The sequence below is a fragment of the Vibrio sp. RW genome (genome assembly GCF_027587105.1).
GTDB classification, from domain to species: Bacteria; Pseudomonadota; Gammaproteobacteria; order Enterobacterales; family Vibrionaceae; genus Vibrio; species Vibrio toranzoniae.
In genome coordinates this window covers 43,409-60,353 of the sequence record NZ_JAPPTM010000021.1, presented here as the reverse complement: position 1 = coordinate 60,353, position 16,945 = coordinate 43,409, and the positions used below count along the sequence as shown (strand labels likewise).

Sequence of the window (16,945 nt, the reverse complement as noted above, 5' to 3'; positions counted from 1 at the left end):
TTATTCTGCTTCATCTTACATGAACAGGTGTTTGAGAGCGTATGTGTGCTTATAGTTTTTCGCTGTACTCAACCAGAACTTGTTCTACCCAAGTTGCGATACGTTCGTCGCTCAGTTCGTACTGTGAATCTTCATCGAGAGCTAAGCCTACGAATTGTGATTGGTCTTCTGTTAACGCTTTAGACGCTTCGAAATCGTAGCTGTCATCGTTTGGCCAGAAGCCAACAAACTTTGCACCGGCGGTTTTCAGTTCGTCATGCAAGAGCCCCATCGCATCTAAGAACCATTCGCCGTAACCTTCTTGGTCACCCAAACCAAACAGTGCCACAACTTTGCCTTTAACTGGCGTTGTTGCTATGTCGTCCCACAGTTCATTCCAATCTTCTTGAATTTCACCGAAGTCCCACGTTGAAATACCGAGCAGCAGAAGATCGTAGTCAGCCATCAATGAAAGCGGGCTTTCTTTCACGTTATGGATATCAACTAGGTCTTCACCAATAATGCCGCGAATCTTTTCTGCTGCCATTTCTGTGTAGCAGGTGGTTGAGCCGTAAAATAATCCAATTTTCATAGCAAACGTTCGATTTTAATTTCAGATGGCGAATTCTAACCATAAATCGACTTCGATTGCAGCGATTATCCGCTCAAGTCGTAATTTTTATGGCATTCATATTTGCTCTGGCATACTCTCAAAACAGTTTCCAACATTGTGAGTAACACTATGCAGTCGCCTCAAGGGCAGAGCGCAGACCACGGTCTCGTTGAGCAGTTTTTAGATGCTATGTGGATGGAGCGAGGGTTATCTGAGAATACGCTTGTTTCATATCGTACTGATTTGTCCAAACTACTGACCTGGATGGAAAAGAACAACTACCGCCTCGATTTTATTAGCCTTTCAGGGTTGCAGGATTATCAAGGCTGGTTAGCCGACGCTGATTTTAAGCAGACTTCTCGTGCACGTATGTTGTCGGCAATTCGTCGCCTGTTTCAATACTTACACCGCGAGAAAATCAGAGCGGATGACCCAAGCGCCTTGTTGATCAGTCCTAAGCTGCCACAGCGCTTACCAAAAGATTTGAGCGAAGAACAAGTGGATGCCTTACTCGATGCGCCGGATCCGAACGATCCTATCGAGCTTCGCGATAAAGCCATGCTTGAGTTACTCTATGCCACCGGTTTACGTGTGACTGAACTGGTGAGTTTGACGATGGAAAACATCAGCCTGAGACAAGGCGTGGTACGTGTTATTGGTAAGGGCGGTAAAGAGCGCTTGGTGCCAATGGGCGAAAATGCTGTGGATTGGATCGAGACGTTTATTGAACAAGGTCGTCCTCAGCTGCTTGGTGAAAAGAGCTCCGACGTCGTTTTTCCGAGTAGGCGTGCTAAGCAAATGACCCGACAAACGTTCTGGTATCGTATTAAGCATTATTCGGTTATCGCGGGTATCGATACTGAATTGTTGTCACCGCACGTGTTAAGACACGCTTTTGCGACGCATTTACTGAACTATGGTGCCGATCTCAGGGTCGTACAGATGTTGCTTGGGCATAGTGACTTATCGACAACCCAAATTTATACTCACGTGGCGACCGAAAGGCTGAAGCAAATTCACGCTCAGCATCATCCACGTGCTTAAATCCATTTATTTTTAAGGTGAACTTAATGAGCGTATTACGCCGTCTTCCTCTATTAGCGCTTCCTCTGATGATTACTGCATGTAATGCATCAGAAGCGAAAGTAGAACCAACATCAACAGCCGTAGAAGTTGCTTCCGCTCAAGCGATTGATACAGCAGCGTTAACTAAACGTTTTGAAAAAATCGGTATCAAAGTTGATAAGATCGTTCCTTCAGATATCGATGGCCTGTTAGAAGTTCAAACCAACAGCGGCGTTATCTTCTCTTCTCCAGAGGGGGATCACTTTCTAGCGGGCACACTTTACTCTTTGGATGACAACGGTAAGTTCAGCGATGTTTTGGCTGAGCGTCAAGCGCCGCTGAATGCTGAAAAAGTCGCGGCGATGTCGGATACGGTTATCGAATATAAAGCGGATAACGAAAAGCACGTTGTGACTGTGTTTACGGATATTACGTGTGGCTACTGTGTTCGCCTGCACAGCCAAATGCAGGGTTACAACGACCTAGGTATTACCGTTCGTTACATGGCTTACCCACGCCAAGGTGCAACAGGCCAGGTGGCTGGCCAAATGGCAGCAATTTGGGCTTCTGAAGATCCAAAAGCCGCAATGCACAATGCGAAAGTAGAACGTCAGATGCCTGCATCAGGTAAAGACCTTGCTGAGCAGAAACAGATCATCGCAAAACAATACCAACTAGGCCGTGAGCTTGGTATCAATGGTACGCCAGCAATCGTATTAGAAAGTGGTGAGTTGGTGAGTGGTTACTTACCGCCAGCGCAACTGCTTCAAAGTTTAGAGCAATAATCTCGTTTTCTGTATTGCCAACTTATCCCCCATGTTTTTGATTTAAGGAGTGGCCTGATTGATATCGGGCCCATTTTTATATGATAGAGATCCAACGCCGTCCTGAGGTCGACACTTCAGTTTTACCTGCTCACTTACCTGACTTGTTAAAGCGCATCTATGTGAGTCGTGGTATCGACAGTGCTGACCAACTTGAGACTGCTGCGAAAGGCTTGCACTCTTATCAGAAACTGGGCGGCATCGATGCTGCGGTTGAGTTGTTGTTCAACGCGATTCAGCAGCAAAAACGCATCATCATTGTTGGTGACTTTGATGCCGATGGCGCGACGAGTTCTGCGTTGTCAGTGCTTGCTCTGCGTATGTTGGGCAGCTCTAACGTCGATTATCTGGTACCAAACCGTTTTGAAGATGGTTATGGCTTGAGCCCTGAGGTTGTCGAACAGGCAATCGAGCTTGGCGCTGAAGTGATCATGACGGTCGATAACGGTGTCTCTTCGATTGAAGGTGTGCGTTTTGCCAAAGAGAAAGGACTGGAAGTTCTGGTTACCGATCACCACTTGCCGGGTAATGAACTGCCAATGGTCGATGCGATGGTGAATCCGAACCTTGAAAGCTGTGCTTTTCCTTCCAAAGCCCTGGCGGGGGTTGGTGTGGCCTTCTACCTGATGATGGCACTGTGTGTCCACATGCGTAAGCTGAATTGGTTTGCAGAGCGTGGCATGACCGAGCCTAAGCTGATGGAGTTGATCGACCTTGTGGCGCTAGGCACCGTAGCCGACGTGGTGCCACTCGATGAGAACAATCGAATCTTGGTACACCAAGGGTTGCAACGCATTCGCGCGGGTAAAGCGCGTCCGGGTATTCAGGCCTTGATCGAAATTGCCAAGCGAGACGCTAAGCGTTTGGTCGCCTCTGATTTTGGTTTTGCGTTAGGTCCTCGTATTAACGCTGCTGGCCGATTAGATGATATGTCCTTTGGTGTTGAATTGCTGATGAGTAACAACATCCATGCAGCACGTCGAATGGCGAGTGAGTTGGATGGCTTGAACCAAACGCGTAAAGAGATTGAAGAGGGCATGAAACAAGAGGCGATGGCTTTTTGTGAGCGCCTTGAATTTGGTAAAGACGATCTGCCTTCAGGTTTAGCGTTATTCCAACGTGATTGGCACCAAGGTGTGATTGGTATCTTGGCTTCGCGTATCAAAGACAAATACCACCGCCCAGTGATTGCGTTTGCAGATGGCGGCGAAGGCAGTATTAAAGGCTCTTGTCGTTCAATTCCGGGGTTGCACATGCGTGATGCTTTGGACCGTATCGACACTCAAAATCCAGGCTTGATTCTAAAGTTTGGTGGCCACGCAATGGCGGCGGGCTTAACCATCATGGAAAAGGACTTTGAACGCTTCAGTCAGCTGTTCAATGATGTCGTGAAGAATGAACTTGGAGAAACAGCACTGAAGGGCATTATCTTGTCTGATGGTGAGCTGTTACCTGAAGAGTTCTCAATGCACACCGCTGAAACGCTTCGTTCAGGAGGTCCGTGGGGACAAGCTTTCCCTGAGCCAATCTTTGATGGCGAGTTTAAAGTGCTGCACCAAAAGCTGGTGGGTGAGAAGCACCTTAAGCTGATGCTAGAGCCGCTCTACAAAGGTCATCCAACTAACGTGATGATTGACGGTATTGCTTTTAACGTCGATTTACGCCGCTGGCCTGATGCCTCGGTGAAAACCGTTCACCTTGCATTTAAGCTCGATATTAACGAATTTCGTGGCAACCAATCGTTGCAGCTGATGATTGATCATATCGAAGCCAAATAGTTCTTTTTGGATCAATAATGCTCATCGTATAGCGCTAAACTCAGCAAGCTCTGTTCAAAAACAGGGCTTGTTTTCCTTCCTTCCCTTACAAATTTTACGTGTTTTTTCTGCCTGTCAATTTTATATCCCATTAAGTTGTTGAATCTTCGTTCACCACTCTAAAAAATTCTGTATCTCCGTCACACTTTTGAGTACAATTCTCCGGTTAAATTCTACTCATAAATGATGAGCTAAAATGTTTGAAATCAATCCTATAAAAAACCGTCTGCAGGATGTGTCTGAGCGCACAAATATCCTGAGGGGGTATCTTTGACTATGACGCTAAGAAAGAGCGTCTAGAAGAAGTAAACGCAGAATTAGAACAACCGGATGTATGGAACGAACCTGAGCGTGCTCAAGCGCTAGGTAAAGAACGTTCTGCATTGGAAGCGGTAGTAGAGACGATCGGCCAACTTGACCAAGGTGTTGAGGATGTTGATGGTCTACTAGAGCTTGCGGTTGAAGAAGAAGATCAAGAAACGTTCGATGAAATTGAACCAGAACTGGCTGAGCTAGAAGCTAAGCTAGAGAAGCTGGAATTCCGTCGTATGTTCTCTGGTGATCACGATGCATCAGATTGCTACATCGATCTGCAGTCAGGCTCGGGCGGTACAGAAGCTCAAGACTGGACTTCAATGATGTTGCGTATGTACTTACGTTGGGCAGATTCGAAAGGCTTCAAAACTGAAGTTATCGAAGTGTCTGAGGGTGATGTTGCTGGCCTTAAAGGCGCAACAGTACGTATTTCTGGTGAGTACGCTTATGGTTGGTTACGCACAGAGACCGGTGTTCACCGTCTAGTTCGTAAGTCACCATTTGATTCAAGTGGCCGTCGTCATACTTCATTCGCCTCTGCGTTTATCTATCCTGAGATTGATGACAACATTACGATCGACATTAATCCTTCTGACTTACGTATTGACGTATACCGTGCCTCTGGCGCTGGTGGTCAGCACGTAAACACCACGGAATCGGCGGTACGTATTACTCACGTTCCGACTAACACCGTGGTTCAGTGTCAGAATGACCGTTCGCAGCATAAGAACAAAGATCAAGCGATGAAGCAGCTACGTGCTAAGCTTTTTGAACTTGAGATTCAAAAACAAAATGCTGAAAAACAGGCGAGCGAAGAAACGAAATCAGACATCGGTTGGGGCAGTCAGATCCGCTCTTACGTACTGGATGATTCTCGTATCAAAGATTTACGCACCGGCATCGAAAACCGTAATACACAAGCGGTTCTTGACGGTGACTTAGACAAATTTATTGAAGCTAGCCTGAAATCAGGCCTGTAAGCTTACCAAGTATATTTGTAAAAATGCCTATATTTGCAAAGATATAGCGGTCCAAATTATAAAAGCAAGGTACATCTCTAATGACTGATGCTGTTCAAAACGAAAACGTACAAGAAGCTTCTTCACCTGAAGAAAATAAACTCATTGCTGAGCGCCGTAGCAAGCTGGATCATATCCGCCAAAACTGCAAAGCAAATGGTCATCCAAATGATTTCCGTCGTGAGCACCTAGCTGGCGATCTTCAAGCGGAATTCGGTGAGAAGACTAAGGAAGAGCTAGAAGAGCTTAACCACATCGTTGCGATCGCTGGTCGTGTTATGGCGAAGCGTGGTCCATTCCTTGCGATTCAAGAAACTTCTGGTCGTATCCAAGCATACGCAGCGAAAGACGTACAAAAAGTACTGAAAGAGAAGTACCAAGGCCTAGATATCGGTGACATCATCGGTGTTAAAGGTGCGCTTCACAAATCGGGTAAAGGCGACCTTTACGTAAACATGGAAGAGTTTGAGCTGCTGACTAAAGCACTTCGCCCTCTACCAGAGAAGTTCCACGGTCTAACTGACCAAGAGATGCGTTACCGTCAGCGTTACGTTGACCTAATCGTGAACGAAGACTCTCGCAATGCATTCATCGTGCGTTCTAAGCTTGTATCTTCAATCCGTAACTTCATGAGTGCTAAAGGCTACCTAGAAGTTGAAACGCCAATGATGCACGTGATCCCGGGTGGCGCAACTGCACGTCCATTCATTACTCACCACAATGCATTAGACATCGACATGTACCTACGTGTTGCTCCTGAGCTTTACCTTAAGCGTCTAGTCGTTGGTGGTTTTGACCGTGTATTCGAGATCAACCGTAACTTCCGTAACGAAGGTCTGTCTCCACGTCATAATCCAGAATTCACAATGATGGAATTCTACCAAGCGTACTCTGACTACAAAGATCTAATGGATCTAACTGAAGAGATGTTAAGCACAGCAGCAATGGACGTTCTTGGTTCTACTTCTATGCCTTACGGTGACGAAACGGTTGAGTTCGGTGGCACTTACGCTCGCATGAGCATGTTCGATGCAATTAAACACTACAACCCTGAGCACGCTGAGATTCAAGCGTTAACAGAAGCAGACCTACAAGACCGTGAGAAGATGGTCGCTATCGCTAAATCTGTACACGTAGACGTAGAAACGTTCTGGACATGTGGCCAGCTTCTTGAAGAGATCTTTGGTGAAACGGCTGAGCCTCAGCTAATTCAACCAACGTTCATCACTGGCTACCCAGCGGACATCTCTCCTCTAGCTCGTCGTAGCGATGACAACCCGTTCTTCACAGACCGTTTTGAATTCTTCATCGGTGGCCGTGAAGTCGCGAATGGTTTCTCTGAGCTTAACGATGCACAAGACCAAGACGAGCGTTTTAAAGCGCAAGTTAACGCGAAAGACGCAGGCGATGACGAAGCTATGTACTACGATGCAGACTACATTACTGCACTAGAGCACGGTCTACCGCCAACAGCGGGTCAAGGTATCGGTATCGACCGTCTAGCAATGCTATTTACAAACACGCACACAATCCGTGACGTGATCTTGTTCCCGGCAATGCGTCCACAAGCGTAATTTTTGCTTACAGGCCGTCGCAGCCCATCCAATTAAAAAGCCATCTTCGGATGGCTTTTTCTGTTTTTAGGCTTCAAAACCTAGCCTGTACCGCACTCTTGATTCGAATAATCATTATTTCTGGCGTAGTCTTACTATTGAGACGGAAAATCTAAGATAGTTCTCACTACTATACATATCGGCGCTGAATATGATCTCGTGGCACTTCGTAGAATTAAGAATCATGGAACTCGTATTAGCCAGACTTAAATAAAATAGAATAAGGAAGAAGGATGGGAACTCAATTTAAGATGGATTCCTTACCAGGTTCTCTTATCGTTGTTGGTGGTGCATACGAACCTTGGTTATCTGTATTAGAACAAGTGGGTTGGCAATGCACTCAGTGTGCGGATTTACGAAAAGCCGATGCCTTGATTGCTGACATTGGCCCATGCATTGGTATTGTTGATCTTAGCCACGATGAGTTCAGTCTTAACGGTATTGCTAACCTTGTGAGTAATAACAAACAGGTGAGGTGGCTCGCTTTTATTCGTGAATCACAATTAAGCTCTGATACGATCTGCCAGTTTATCGTTAACTTCTGTATCGACTTTTTCACGGCGCCAATCCCTGACGCTCAGCTATTGAGTACCATTGGTCACCAGTTGGGTATGCTTAAGCTTGAGCAGAAGGTATGGCCAAACTACGGCATTAACAACAATATGGGCCTGCTGGGCGACTCTGTGGCTGTAAAGCGCTTGAGAGACCAAGTGAAGCGTATTGGGCCGACTGACGTCAGTATCTTAATTTACGGCGAGAGTGGGGCAGGCAAAGAGACGATTGCACGCTCGATTCATCAAAACTCTTCGCGAGCACAGAAACCATTTCTCACGGTGAATTGCCGCGCCTTGTCAGAAATGAGAATTGAAGCCGAAGTGTTTGGTATCTCAGCATCAGCACAACAAGCGACAGCACCATGTATGTTAGAAGAAGCCGATGGCGGAACCATCCTACTCAATGATGTGTTGGCGATGCCACGCAATCAGCAGCTGAACCTGCTGCGCTTTTTGCAGGAAGGAAAAATTGAAACAGCGAACGGACCAAAATCTGTCGATGTACGTATTCTTGCTGCGAACTCTTCTGATATCGAAAAAGCACTAATTGAAGGTGACTTTAATGAAGAGCTTTATCACTACATCAATGTTCTGCGTATTCATGTTCCGAGCCTGAAAGAGCGTGTGAGTGATATTTCGGTACTGGCGAATCATTTCCTGCGTGAGTACTCGAAAGAGTTTAATGCTCAGGCTAAGAGCTTTTCAGACGACGCTATTCGTTCTATGAATCGCTACCACTGGCCAGGCAACGTCCGTGAGCTGATGAATCAGATTAAGCGTGCTGTTCTGATGTCGGATGCGGTGATCATCGAAGATCACCAACTTGATTTACCAAAACAGAATGATGAACGCCGTAGCTTGAAAAGTATTCGTGAGCGTTCAGAGCGCGATGCATTGCTGATTGTATTGGAGTCTTACGGTGGACAGGTTTCGTTGGCGGCTAAGGAGCTTGGCGTATCACGAGCAACGATGTACCGTTTGCTGAATAAACACAGTCTTATTTCTGAGGGTGTTGTGTAGAGCTCTCTTGTAAGTCATTCAATCTGTTAGTGTAAATTTAAGAGCCACGCATCATGCGTGGCTTTTTTGTTGCTAATCGCTGCGTTTATGCTCGAACAATCGAGAGATGAACTCTCAGTCACTAAGAGAGATATGCTGTGATTTTATATAATAATAGTGAATATCTTATATATAAATGAATATGCAACTGATATTTCAGGTGAATGCATTGTTTTGAAAATGTTAACCAATTATCGGTTGAATAATATACTCACTTGGTTAGACTTTAACCGTGAAAGCAGCGATTTAACAAAGACTTGTCTGCTTTTACTACCCATTTCTTTTTGGATTTTTTAGTTAGCTTGGAGGCGCAAATGAAACATTTCGATTTTATACAGCATATTTGCGCGTCTTTTGATCCGTGTACTGACATGGTGACTGATATGTCACAAACATCAGCCATGGCCGATCGAAACACCCAAGATAAACCTAACTAATAGATCCGTACCCTTATTTGGCTGCGGAAAAATAGCAGCTAAGTGAGAAGCCCTCATACGATCTAACACGCTATTTTTCCTCAGTTGATCCAACAACTGGAGAGTTATTATGCGTCACTCAGTATATTTAAAATTAGCAACAATCCTTATCCGTGCCGATCTTCGTCGTGAAGAACGCGAATGGCAACGAAAAGTTCGCCGTAGTTCATATGAGCTACCTTGGAACAATACTCATTTATTAAAAGATATTGGTCTTGAAGCCGATGGTCGACCGATTGGTTTTTCTGAACCAGAAGTTGTCACTATTGAACGTCGAGTACGTCACCTTCGTCGTGTCCTAAGTGCGCGAATACCGACGTAATCTTAGGGGTTGATAGCACCGTTCAACCCCTAAGATAACTTACAGTGATAGTTATGGCGTCGAAAGTGCAAACTTTTGAACTAGAACTGGATAAAAAAGAGAAGCACTTGCTTCTCTTTTTTGCTTTTTTAAGCCGTTATCTAGTAAAGGAAAAGAGTTCTACTACGCTTTATAGAGCAGGGGGAGAACGTTTATGCAAAAGCATCAATTAGACATGTGGTTACATGGAGAGCACAAAGACTCTTATCAAACACCCAAAGTGTACGTTATTGGCTGTTCTGATATCTCAGAATATCTATTAGCGGTGGAGTACAAACATAAGTTGGAACCGGTAAAACAAGACGGCGTGCCACTTCATTTTGGATCTTTAGATCAAGTGAAAGAGGAGTTACTCCGGCTCGGCTTTGAAAAGGCCTATCTTCGCTTACACAACGCGTATGAAGAGTTTGGCAATGAACCAAGTCATAGCTACTGTGATATTGAATTGGCCCTCAAACCTCATTAGAAAGCGTATATAACGTATTTATAAACAGAGTTTGTTATTACTATTTATGCGTAGTGTGTTGTCAGTAATTTATGGGTGAATTGAGTTCGCAGGTAGAAACCTCGTGGTTTGGTCTTGATGGGTTTGCCACTTGCACCGTAAGCTTCAGTTAACACTCGGCTGTTAGCGGCTTTTGGTCGAAGATGCAATGCTTCACCGTGCCTTGCTGTTATCTGTCCAACATTACCTAACACGATTAATTCCATCAGTTCTTCCCAGTCCCTTTTTAGAAGCTCATCTTCAGCTTCGTTTGGTGTCCAGAGTAAGGGAGAGCCAACATGCCTTTCTGCCAATGGAATTTCCCTTTCACCTTCTACAGGGATCCACAATACTTTAGATAGCTTGTTTCGGACGTGGCTGGTTTCCCATGTTAATCCCTGCACCCCCATCAGTGGGGCGACACAAACAAAGGTCGTTTCGAGTGGCTTTCCAGAATAGCCAATTGGAATGCTTTTAAGCTCGATACCTAGTTTAGCAAAATCTTGTTCTGGCTTACTGCCTGCTGGGGCGCCTAAGTGCCATTCCAGTAATTGTCCAACCCAACCTTTATCACGCTTAAGGTCGTTTGGCATCACCATCTCGGCTTCATCCGCGAGCTCTTTAAAAGTCATTCCGGCAATCGCATACGCTCTGTCTAATAACTCTTGTTGTGTTTGTGGTTCTGGTTTCATAATAAAAGGTATGATCAAAAAAACGATTTTATCAGAAGTTATCACCAAATGCCGAGTGGTTAATAAATGATCTCCTTGTTATAAAAGAGATCAAACTCATGGTTATCCACAGGACATAAACGTAATTAATTGAAATATTAATTTAGTGGATAAATAAACAGGGTTTAGTGGGGGATAAAATGCTTGCTAAATGATGTTTAAAATGAATCTTTCACTTACTAGTGTGGATAAACTGCTGGGTGATTGATCTTTAACCATGTTGAGTTTTTCAAAGATCTTCTGCTGTTTTTCAATTCTAAAATACACAGGTTTAAGTTTTATATTGCTGATATTTAAGGTTTTTATTTTTTATTTTTTATTTTGTTATTTATGGTTCTGATGAGTTTATGGATTAAAAAAAACGATTTCTGGTAATTCTTCACATAGTTATTCACAGAAAAGGTGAATAAATGTGGTCTATGTCTCACTCTTGTGTGGGTAACTAATATTTGAGCAAAACTTATCCATATTCTTAGTTAATATTCATAAATATAGCGCTTGTCACGTCACTAAGTTTGCTCCAATTGGGGATATGTGGAAAAATCAGTGTAATTAAAAATTTAGATAGAGGTTGGCCAGTGATAGATGGCGATGGTTACCGATTAAATGTTGGTATTGTAATCTGTAACAACCATGGTCAGGTCTTCTGGGCTAAACGATACGGACAACATTCATGGCAATTTCCTCAAGGGGGAATTGATGAAGGTGAAACTCCGGAACAGGCAATGTACCGCGAGTTGTATGAAGAGGTTGGCCTTACAAAAAAGGATGTAAAAATCGTCGCGACAAGTCGTCATTGGTTACGCTATAAGCTACCCAAACGACTGGTTCGGTGGGATTCGAAACCTGTCTGTATTGGACAAAAACAGAAGTGGTTCCTTTTACGCTTAGATTGCGATGAATCGTGTATCAATATGCAGCGTGGAAGTACACCTGAGTTTGATGGTTGGCGTTGGGTGAGTTACTGGTACCCAGTTCGACAAGTTGTTTCTTTTAAGCGAGATGTTTATCGTCGAGCGATGAAAGAATTCGCATCTTTGGCAATGCCGTTTAAAGAGCGAAAAACAAAAGGAAAACGCAAATTGCGTAGAGGTTAAGCATGCTCAGTCAACTAAGGGAAATAGTTGAACACGTATCAAGAGTTGAAGATGTGTCAACGGCTCTGGATATTTTAGTTAAAGAGACATGCAGTGCGATGCAGACCGAATGCTGCACCGTTTATTTAGCAAATAATGATATGCAGCGCCTTGAGTTGATGGCAACTCAAGGCCTGATCTTTAAAGGTAATAGTATTCACATTGGTTTTGACGAAGGTCTGGTTGGCCTTGTCAAAAGAAGTGCTGAGCCAATCAACCTTGCACAAGCCTCTGCTCACCCCGATTATAAGTTTTTTCCAGAGCTGGGAGAGAAGGTTTATCACTCTTTTCTTGGCACTCCCATCATCTATCGCAAGCAAGTGCTTGGCGTATTGGTCATTCAACAGAAGTCTCCTCGTTTATTCAGTGAAATGGAAGAGTCTTTTCTCGTCACGCTCTCAGCACAACTTGCCGTTATTGTTGCGCATGCTCAAACACAAGGTCATTGGTTATTAGAGCAGCAAAAGCTGCCTGCGACTAAAGGTGTCGCTGCGTCATCGGGTGTGGCGATTGGTGATTTGTGGTGGGATAACACGCAGCCTGAATTAACCGATGTTTATCCTGCGTCGACACTTAATGTCGAAAGGGAGCATGAGTTGTTGGCGGTTGCGGTTGAAAATGCCCTCAATGATTTTAAGCGTATGCGCAAGCGCTTGGATAGTGATATTAATAAAGATGCGCTGGCGATCTTTGACCTGTTTACGCACTTACTGAATGATCCGATGTTACGTAAGGATCTGAAAAACCAAATTCAGAAAGGCGATAAGGCCGATTGGGCATTAAGACAAGTTGTTGAGAGTTACTCTAACCGTTTTGCTCGTATGTCTGATGTTTACCTTCGAGAAAGGGCACAAGATATTCGTGAGCTTGGTCAAAGGTTGCTCTATTTCCTTCATAACTCAGAACAGGAGTTACGTACGTTCGATAAGCCGATTATTTTGGTTGTGCGTGAGTTGACGGCATCAGTATTAGCTTCAATACCGAAAGAGAAGCTGTTGGCTGTTATTTCTTTAGAAGGGGCGGCAAACTCGCATGCGGCGATTTTATCTCGTGCGCTTGGCATTCCTTCGGTAATGGGCATTAATCTCAACCTAGCTCAAGTGAATGGCAAACAAGCCATTGTTGATGGGTACAGCGGTGAGATATTTATTGAGCCGACTCAGAGTTTACTGATTGAATACCAAGGGTTTATTTTAGAGGAGAGTGAGCTCTCTTCTATGGTTAGCCGAGAGCTCTCTTTACCTGCGAAGACACAAGATAACAAGCAAATTGAAATCCTACTTAATGCGGGATTAAGTGCTGATACCAACATTGCTATCAACCAAGGTGTTGATGGGGTTGGTCTGTATCGAACCGAAATCTCTTTCTTGCTTCAGCAAAGGTTCCCGTCAGAAGACGAACAGTTCAAGCAGTATCGCTCTGTACTCGCGAGTTACCCTGAAAAGCAAGTTGTGATGCGAACTTTGGATATTGGTGGCGATAAGGCATTACCTTACTTCCCAATAGAAGAAGACAACCCATTTCTTGGCTGGCGTGGTATTCGCTTTACGCTCGATCACCCCGATATATTTATTATCCAGTTGCGTGCGATGTTACGTGCGAGTTGTGATAGCCAGAATTTGAGTATCTTGTTGCCAATGATCTCTAGCACTCAAGAACTGGATGATACTGTTCAACTCATCGAGCAAGCCTACGATGAAGTGCATGAGCTCGACAGTCGAGTTCGTATGCCTCGTATCGGTATCATGATTGAAGTGCCATCAATGCTTTACCTTCTTCCGCTTATTGCGGATAAAGTTGATTTCGTTTCGGTGGGCACCAATGATTTAACTCAATATTTATTGGCGGTTGATCGGAACAATTCCCGCGTCTCTGATGTCTATGAATCCATGCACCCTGCAGTGATCATGGCATTGAAACACATTCATGATACTTGTAAGCAATATCAATTGCCTGTGTGTATATGTGGAGAACTTGCGGGTGATCCAATGGGCGCTTTGCTCTTGATTGGATTAGGGTATGAGACGTTAAGTATGAATACCTCAAATGTCGCAAGGACTAAATATTTGATTCGTCAATCTAAGCTTAGTGAACTGCAAGATCTGGCAAATAAGGCACTTTCAAAACCGTATGGTTGTGACATCTATAGTATGATGCTCAACTATTTCGAAGAGCGTGAATTTACAGGCTTCATTCGAGCAGGTAAAAAATAGGATTTAACGTGTCATATGAAATAATAGGCTTGTTAGCAGGCCTTGGGGCTGTTGTTGGTGTTTTAGCGGGGTTGCTAGGCATTGGCGGTGGTTTGCTGGTGGTTCCTGCCTTACTGTTTTTGCTTCCTAAAGCGGGTATCCCTCAAGAGTTTGCAATGCAAATGGCATTGGCAACCTCATTATCGACCATTATTGTTACGTCAGGATCGTCTGCGATTAACCACTTAAAATTGGGTAATGTAGAGATGTTTGTCGTTAAATGGTTGATGCCAGGTGTGGTAGTGGGTGGTTTTCTCGGTTCTTTTGTCGCCGACGTAATTCCAGCTCAATACCTACCGAAAGTCTTTGGTGTGATTGTATTGGTATTAGCATTACAAATGCTGTTATCGATTCGTTCTACGAGTCAGAAAGCGATGCCAGGCTCTGCAAAAACTATATTATGCGGTGGTGGTATTGGTTTAGTCTCAAGCTTAGCGGGCATTGGTGGTGGATCTTTATCTGTGCCTTTTCTTAACCATCATGGTGTAGAAATGCGCAAGGCGGTAGGGTCATCTTCGGTGTGCGGCTTTGTTATCGCTATCTCAGGAATGCTCGGGTTTATTTGGCATGGCTCGTCTGTCGATGATCTTCCAGCGTTTAGTCTGGGCTATGTTTACCTGCCTGCTTTGGTCGCAATTTCTTGTACTTCAGTGCTGACTACGCGAGTTGGTGCGAAACTGGCCACTCAATTGCCAACCCCTGTGCTAAAGAAATTCTTTGCGGTATTTTTAATGTTTATAGCAGCCACAATGCTGCTGTAGTGTCTTTTCTGTTAGCTGCTGAGCTGACCGTTATTCAATTTAGATAGAGAGCCAAATATGTCTCAGGGTTTTATCGAATTCCCAAATATCGATCCTGTTCTTATTGAACTAGGACCAATTTCAGTTCGCTGGTATGGCTTAATGTACCTGGTCGGTTTTATGTTTGCTCTTTGGCTAGCAAATCGCCGAGCTGATCAACCTGATAGTGGGTGGACTCGAGAGCAAGTATCAGATTTGCTGTTTGCAGGATTTCTAGGTGTGGTGCTTGGTGGTCGTATTGGCTACGTACTTTTCTATAACTTTGACCTTTTCCTTGCAGACCCTCTTTACCTATTTAAGGTATGGACCGGTGGTATGTCTTTCCACGGTGGCTTGCTTGGTGTTATTACTGCGATGTTTTGGTATGCCAAAAAGAACGGTCGCACCTTCTTTGGTGTGGCAGACATGATTGCACCATTGGTGCCATTTGGTTTAGGCATGGGACGCTTAGGCAACTTCATGAACAGCGAACTTTGGGGCCGTGTGACGGATGTGCCATGGGCGATTGTGTTCCCTAACGGTGGTCCGCTTCCTCGTCACCCATCTCAGCTTTATGAAATGGCGCTCGAAGGTATTGTGCTGTTCTTCATCTTAAACTGGTTTATTAAAAAGCCGCGTCCTCTTGGGTCGGTATCAGGGTTATTCCTCGCAGGATATGGTACATTCCGCTTCTTAGTTGAATACGTACGTGAACCTGATGCTCACCTAGGTTTGTTCGGTGGATTTATCTCTATGGGACAAATTTTGTCACTGCCAATGGTTGTTATCGGTGTGCTGATGATGGTGTGGGCATACAAGCGTGGTCACTACAAAGATGAATTACCACAACAAACGAAGTAAGGAATTGGTGTGAAACAGTATTTAGATCTCTGTCAGCGTATCGTTGATGACGGTACTTGGATTGAAAATGAACGCACGGGCAAGCGCTGTCTAACTGTGATCAATGCTGACCTTGAATATGATGTTGGTAATAACCAATTCCCACTGGTAACTACGCGTAAAAGTTTCTGGAAAGCGGCAGTTGCAGAGCTGCTTGGTTATATCCGTGGTTACGACAATGCTGAAGATTTTCGTAAACTAGGGACAAAAACTTGGGATGCGAACTCGAACCTGAATGAAGCATGGCTGAATAATCCTTACCGCAAGGGTGAAGACGACATGGGCCGTGTTTATGGCGTTCAAGGACGTGCATGGGCAAAACCTGACGGCGGTCATATCGACCAACTGAAGAAGATTGTTGATGATTTAACTAACGGTATTGATGACCGTGGTGAGATCTTAAACTTCTACAACCCAGGCGAGTTCCACATGGGCTGCTTGCGTCCGTGTATGTACAGCCACCACTTCTCTCTGCTTGGTGACACTCTGTACCTAAACAGTACTCAGCGATCTTGTGATGTACCGCTAGGCCTGAACTTCAACATGGTTCAAGTGTATGTGTTCCTCGCTATCATGGCGCAGATCACCGGCAAGAAAGCGGGCGTGGCTTACCACAAGCTTGTGAATGCTCATATCTACGAAGACCAATTGGCACCCATGCGTGATATCCAGTTAACGCGTGAGCCTCTAGCAGGCCCTACATTCCATATCAATCCTGAAATTAAGTCTCTAGAAGATTTAGAAACGTGGGTGACGATGGATGACTTCTGGGTTGAAGGTTACGAATGCCACGAAGCGATTAAGTACCCATTCTCGGTTTAATCTCATTCGCTTTGCTTGATTGAAAGGCTGCCATTGTGCAGCCTTTTTTGTATCTAAGGGAACAGTGACGAGTAATCGGGATGCGAGATACGAAGAACAAAAGTACTCATCACCCCCTAGACTGACCAAGGAAGTAGAAGTGAATC

16 protein-coding genes are annotated in these 16,945 nt (G+C 44.6%); 14 read left to right on the top strand and 2 right to left on the bottom strand.

Annotated elements, in window-relative coordinates; all coding sequences use genetic code 11:
• Positions 1 to 49: 49 nt before the first annotated feature.
• Complete coding sequence (fldB, locus tag OCT63_RS16445) at positions 50 to 571, bottom strand: flavodoxin FldB (RefSeq protein WP_269984070.1); 522 nt, start codon at positions 569 to 571, stop codon at positions 50 to 52.
• Positions 572 to 721: 150 nt separating this feature from the next.
• On the opposite strand from fldB, the gene xerD reads away from it, so the two are divergent.
• The 9 genes from xerD (at position 722) to OCT63_RS16400 (ending at position 10,161) form a co-directional block, all read left to right on the top strand.
• Positions 722 to 1,636 (top strand): site-specific tyrosine recombinase XerD, encoded by a 915-nt coding sequence (xerD, locus tag OCT63_RS16440; protein ID WP_161686315.1) that lies wholly within the window; start codon positions 722 to 724, stop codon positions 1,634 to 1,636.
• Between the two features lie 26 nt (positions 1,637 to 1,662).
• Positions 1,663 to 2,442, top strand: a complete 780-nt coding sequence (locus OCT63_RS16435; RefSeq protein ID WP_269984069.1) for a thioredoxin fold domain-containing protein — start codon at positions 1,663 to 1,665, stop codon at positions 2,440 to 2,442.
• Positions 2,443 to 2,522: 80 nt separating this feature from the next.
• Positions 2,523 to 4,259 carry a single-stranded-DNA-specific exonuclease RecJ gene (gene recJ, locus OCT63_RS16430; RefSeq protein WP_161672872.1) on the top strand — a complete coding sequence of 579 codons (1,737 nt, stop codon included), beginning with the start codon at positions 2,523 to 2,525 and terminating at the stop codon, positions 4,257 to 4,259.
• Positions 4,260 to 4,494: 235 nt separating this feature from the next.
• Positions 4,495 to 5,593, top strand: a protein-coding gene (gene prfB / locus OCT63_RS16425) for a peptide chain release factor 2 (RefSeq protein WP_161686311.1) whose coding sequence is annotated in 2 segments (ribosomal slippage) — positions 4,495 to 4,569 and positions 4,571 to 5,593 — 1,098 coding nt in all. Because the reading frame shifts where the segments join, the coding sequence is not laid out codon by codon here.
• 80 nt (positions 5,594 to 5,673) lie between these two features.
• The gene (lysS, locus tag OCT63_RS16420; protein WP_046223907.1) at positions 5,674 to 7,206 is read left to right on the top strand and encodes a lysine--tRNA ligase; all 1,533 of its coding nucleotides are present in this window, start codon (positions 5,674 to 5,676) and stop codon (positions 7,204 to 7,206) included.
• A 272-nt stretch (positions 7,207 to 7,478) separates the two neighbouring features.
• Positions 7,479 to 8,819, top strand: a complete 1,341-nt coding sequence (gene vpsR, locus OCT63_RS16415; RefSeq protein WP_269984068.1) for a cyclic-di-GMP-binding transcriptional regulator VpsR — start codon at positions 7,479 to 7,481, stop codon at positions 8,817 to 8,819.
• A 353-nt stretch (positions 8,820 to 9,172) separates the two neighbouring features.
• Positions 9,173 to 9,295 carry a hypothetical protein gene (locus OCT63_RS16410; protein ID WP_260167372.1) on the top strand — a complete coding sequence of 41 codons (123 nt, stop codon included), beginning with the start codon at positions 9,173 to 9,175 and terminating at the stop codon, positions 9,293 to 9,295.
• Between the two features lie 109 nt (positions 9,296 to 9,404).
• On the top strand, positions 9,405 to 9,656 hold the full coding sequence (locus tag OCT63_RS16405; RefSeq protein WP_046223909.1) for a hypothetical protein: 252 nt from the start codon (positions 9,405 to 9,407) through the stop codon (positions 9,654 to 9,656).
• Between the two features lie 193 nt (positions 9,657 to 9,849).
• Positions 9,850 to 10,161 (top strand): DUF6482 family protein, encoded by a 312-nt coding sequence (locus tag OCT63_RS16400; protein WP_046223910.1) that lies wholly within the window; start codon positions 9,850 to 9,852, stop codon positions 10,159 to 10,161.
• Between the two features lie 44 nt (positions 10,162 to 10,205).
• Here OCT63_RS16400 and mutH read toward each other — a convergent pair whose 3' ends face one another.
• Entirely contained in the window at positions 10,206 to 10,871 is a 666-nt protein-coding gene (gene mutH / locus OCT63_RS16395) for a DNA mismatch repair endonuclease MutH (RefSeq protein ID WP_046223927.1), read from the bottom strand.
• Between the two features lie 617 nt (positions 10,872 to 11,488).
• On the opposite strand from mutH, the gene rppH reads away from it, so the two are divergent.
• From rppH to OCT63_RS16370, 5 genes are read left to right on the top strand one after another with little or no spacing between them, the layout of a single operon-like run.
• The gene (gene rppH, locus OCT63_RS16390) at positions 11,489 to 12,007 is read left to right on the top strand and encodes an RNA pyrophosphohydrolase (protein ID WP_017056118.1); all 519 of its coding nucleotides are present in this window, start codon (positions 11,489 to 11,491) and stop codon (positions 12,005 to 12,007) included.
• A gap of 2 nt (positions 12,008 to 12,009) precedes the next feature.
• Entirely contained in the window at positions 12,010 to 14,259 is a 2,250-nt protein-coding gene (gene ptsP / locus OCT63_RS16385; protein WP_060467200.1) for a phosphoenolpyruvate--protein phosphotransferase, read from the top strand.
• A gap of 8 nt (positions 14,260 to 14,267) precedes the next feature.
• Complete coding sequence (locus tag OCT63_RS16380; protein ID WP_161753366.1) at positions 14,268 to 15,059, top strand: sulfite exporter TauE/SafE family protein; 792 nt, start codon at positions 14,268 to 14,270, stop codon at positions 15,057 to 15,059.
• Between the two features lie 57 nt (positions 15,060 to 15,116).
• Complete coding sequence (gene lgt, locus OCT63_RS16375) at positions 15,117 to 15,938, top strand: prolipoprotein diacylglyceryl transferase (protein ID WP_161686305.1); 822 nt, start codon at positions 15,117 to 15,119, stop codon at positions 15,936 to 15,938.
• A gap of 9 nt (positions 15,939 to 15,947) precedes the next feature.
• Positions 15,948 to 16,799, top strand: a complete 852-nt coding sequence (locus OCT63_RS16370; RefSeq protein WP_060467202.1) for a thymidylate synthase — start codon at positions 15,948 to 15,950, stop codon at positions 16,797 to 16,799.
• Positions 16,800 to 16,945: the final 146 nt, after the last annotated feature.

Bases quoted from the DNA above. Each gene is read 5' to 3' on its own strand.
- fldB (WP_269984070.1), bottom strand. From the start codon at position 571: ATGAAAATTGGATTATTTTACGGCTCAACCACCTGCTACACAGAAATG.
- xerD (WP_161686315.1), top strand. From the start codon at position 722: ATGCAGTCGCCTCAAGGGCAGAGCGCAGACCACGGTCTCGTTGAGCAG.
- OCT63_RS16435 (WP_269984069.1), top strand. From the start codon at position 1,663: ATGAGCGTATTACGCCGTCTTCCTCTATTAGCGCTTCCTCTGATGATT.
- recJ (WP_161672872.1), top strand. From the start codon at position 2,523: ATGATAGAGATCCAACGCCGTCCTGAGGTCGACACTTCAGTTTTACCT.
- lysS (WP_046223907.1), top strand. From the start codon at position 5,674: ATGACTGATGCTGTTCAAAACGAAAACGTACAAGAAGCTTCTTCACCT.
- vpsR (WP_269984068.1), top strand. From the start codon at position 7,479: ATGGGAACTCAATTTAAGATGGATTCCTTACCAGGTTCTCTTATCGTT.
- OCT63_RS16410 (WP_260167372.1), top strand. From the start codon at position 9,173: ATGAAACATTTCGATTTTATACAGCATATTTGCGCGTCTTTTGATCCG.
- OCT63_RS16405 (WP_046223909.1), top strand. From the start codon at position 9,405: ATGCGTCACTCAGTATATTTAAAATTAGCAACAATCCTTATCCGTGCC.
- OCT63_RS16400 (WP_046223910.1), top strand. From the start codon at position 9,850: ATGCAAAAGCATCAATTAGACATGTGGTTACATGGAGAGCACAAAGAC.
- mutH (WP_046223927.1), bottom strand. From the start codon at position 10,871: ATGAAACCAGAACCACAAACACAACAAGAGTTATTAGACAGAGCGTAT.
- ptsP (WP_060467200.1), top strand. From the start codon at position 12,010: ATGCTCAGTCAACTAAGGGAAATAGTTGAACACGTATCAAGAGTTGAA.
- lgt (WP_161686305.1), top strand. From the start codon at position 15,117: ATGTCTCAGGGTTTTATCGAATTCCCAAATATCGATCCTGTTCTTATT.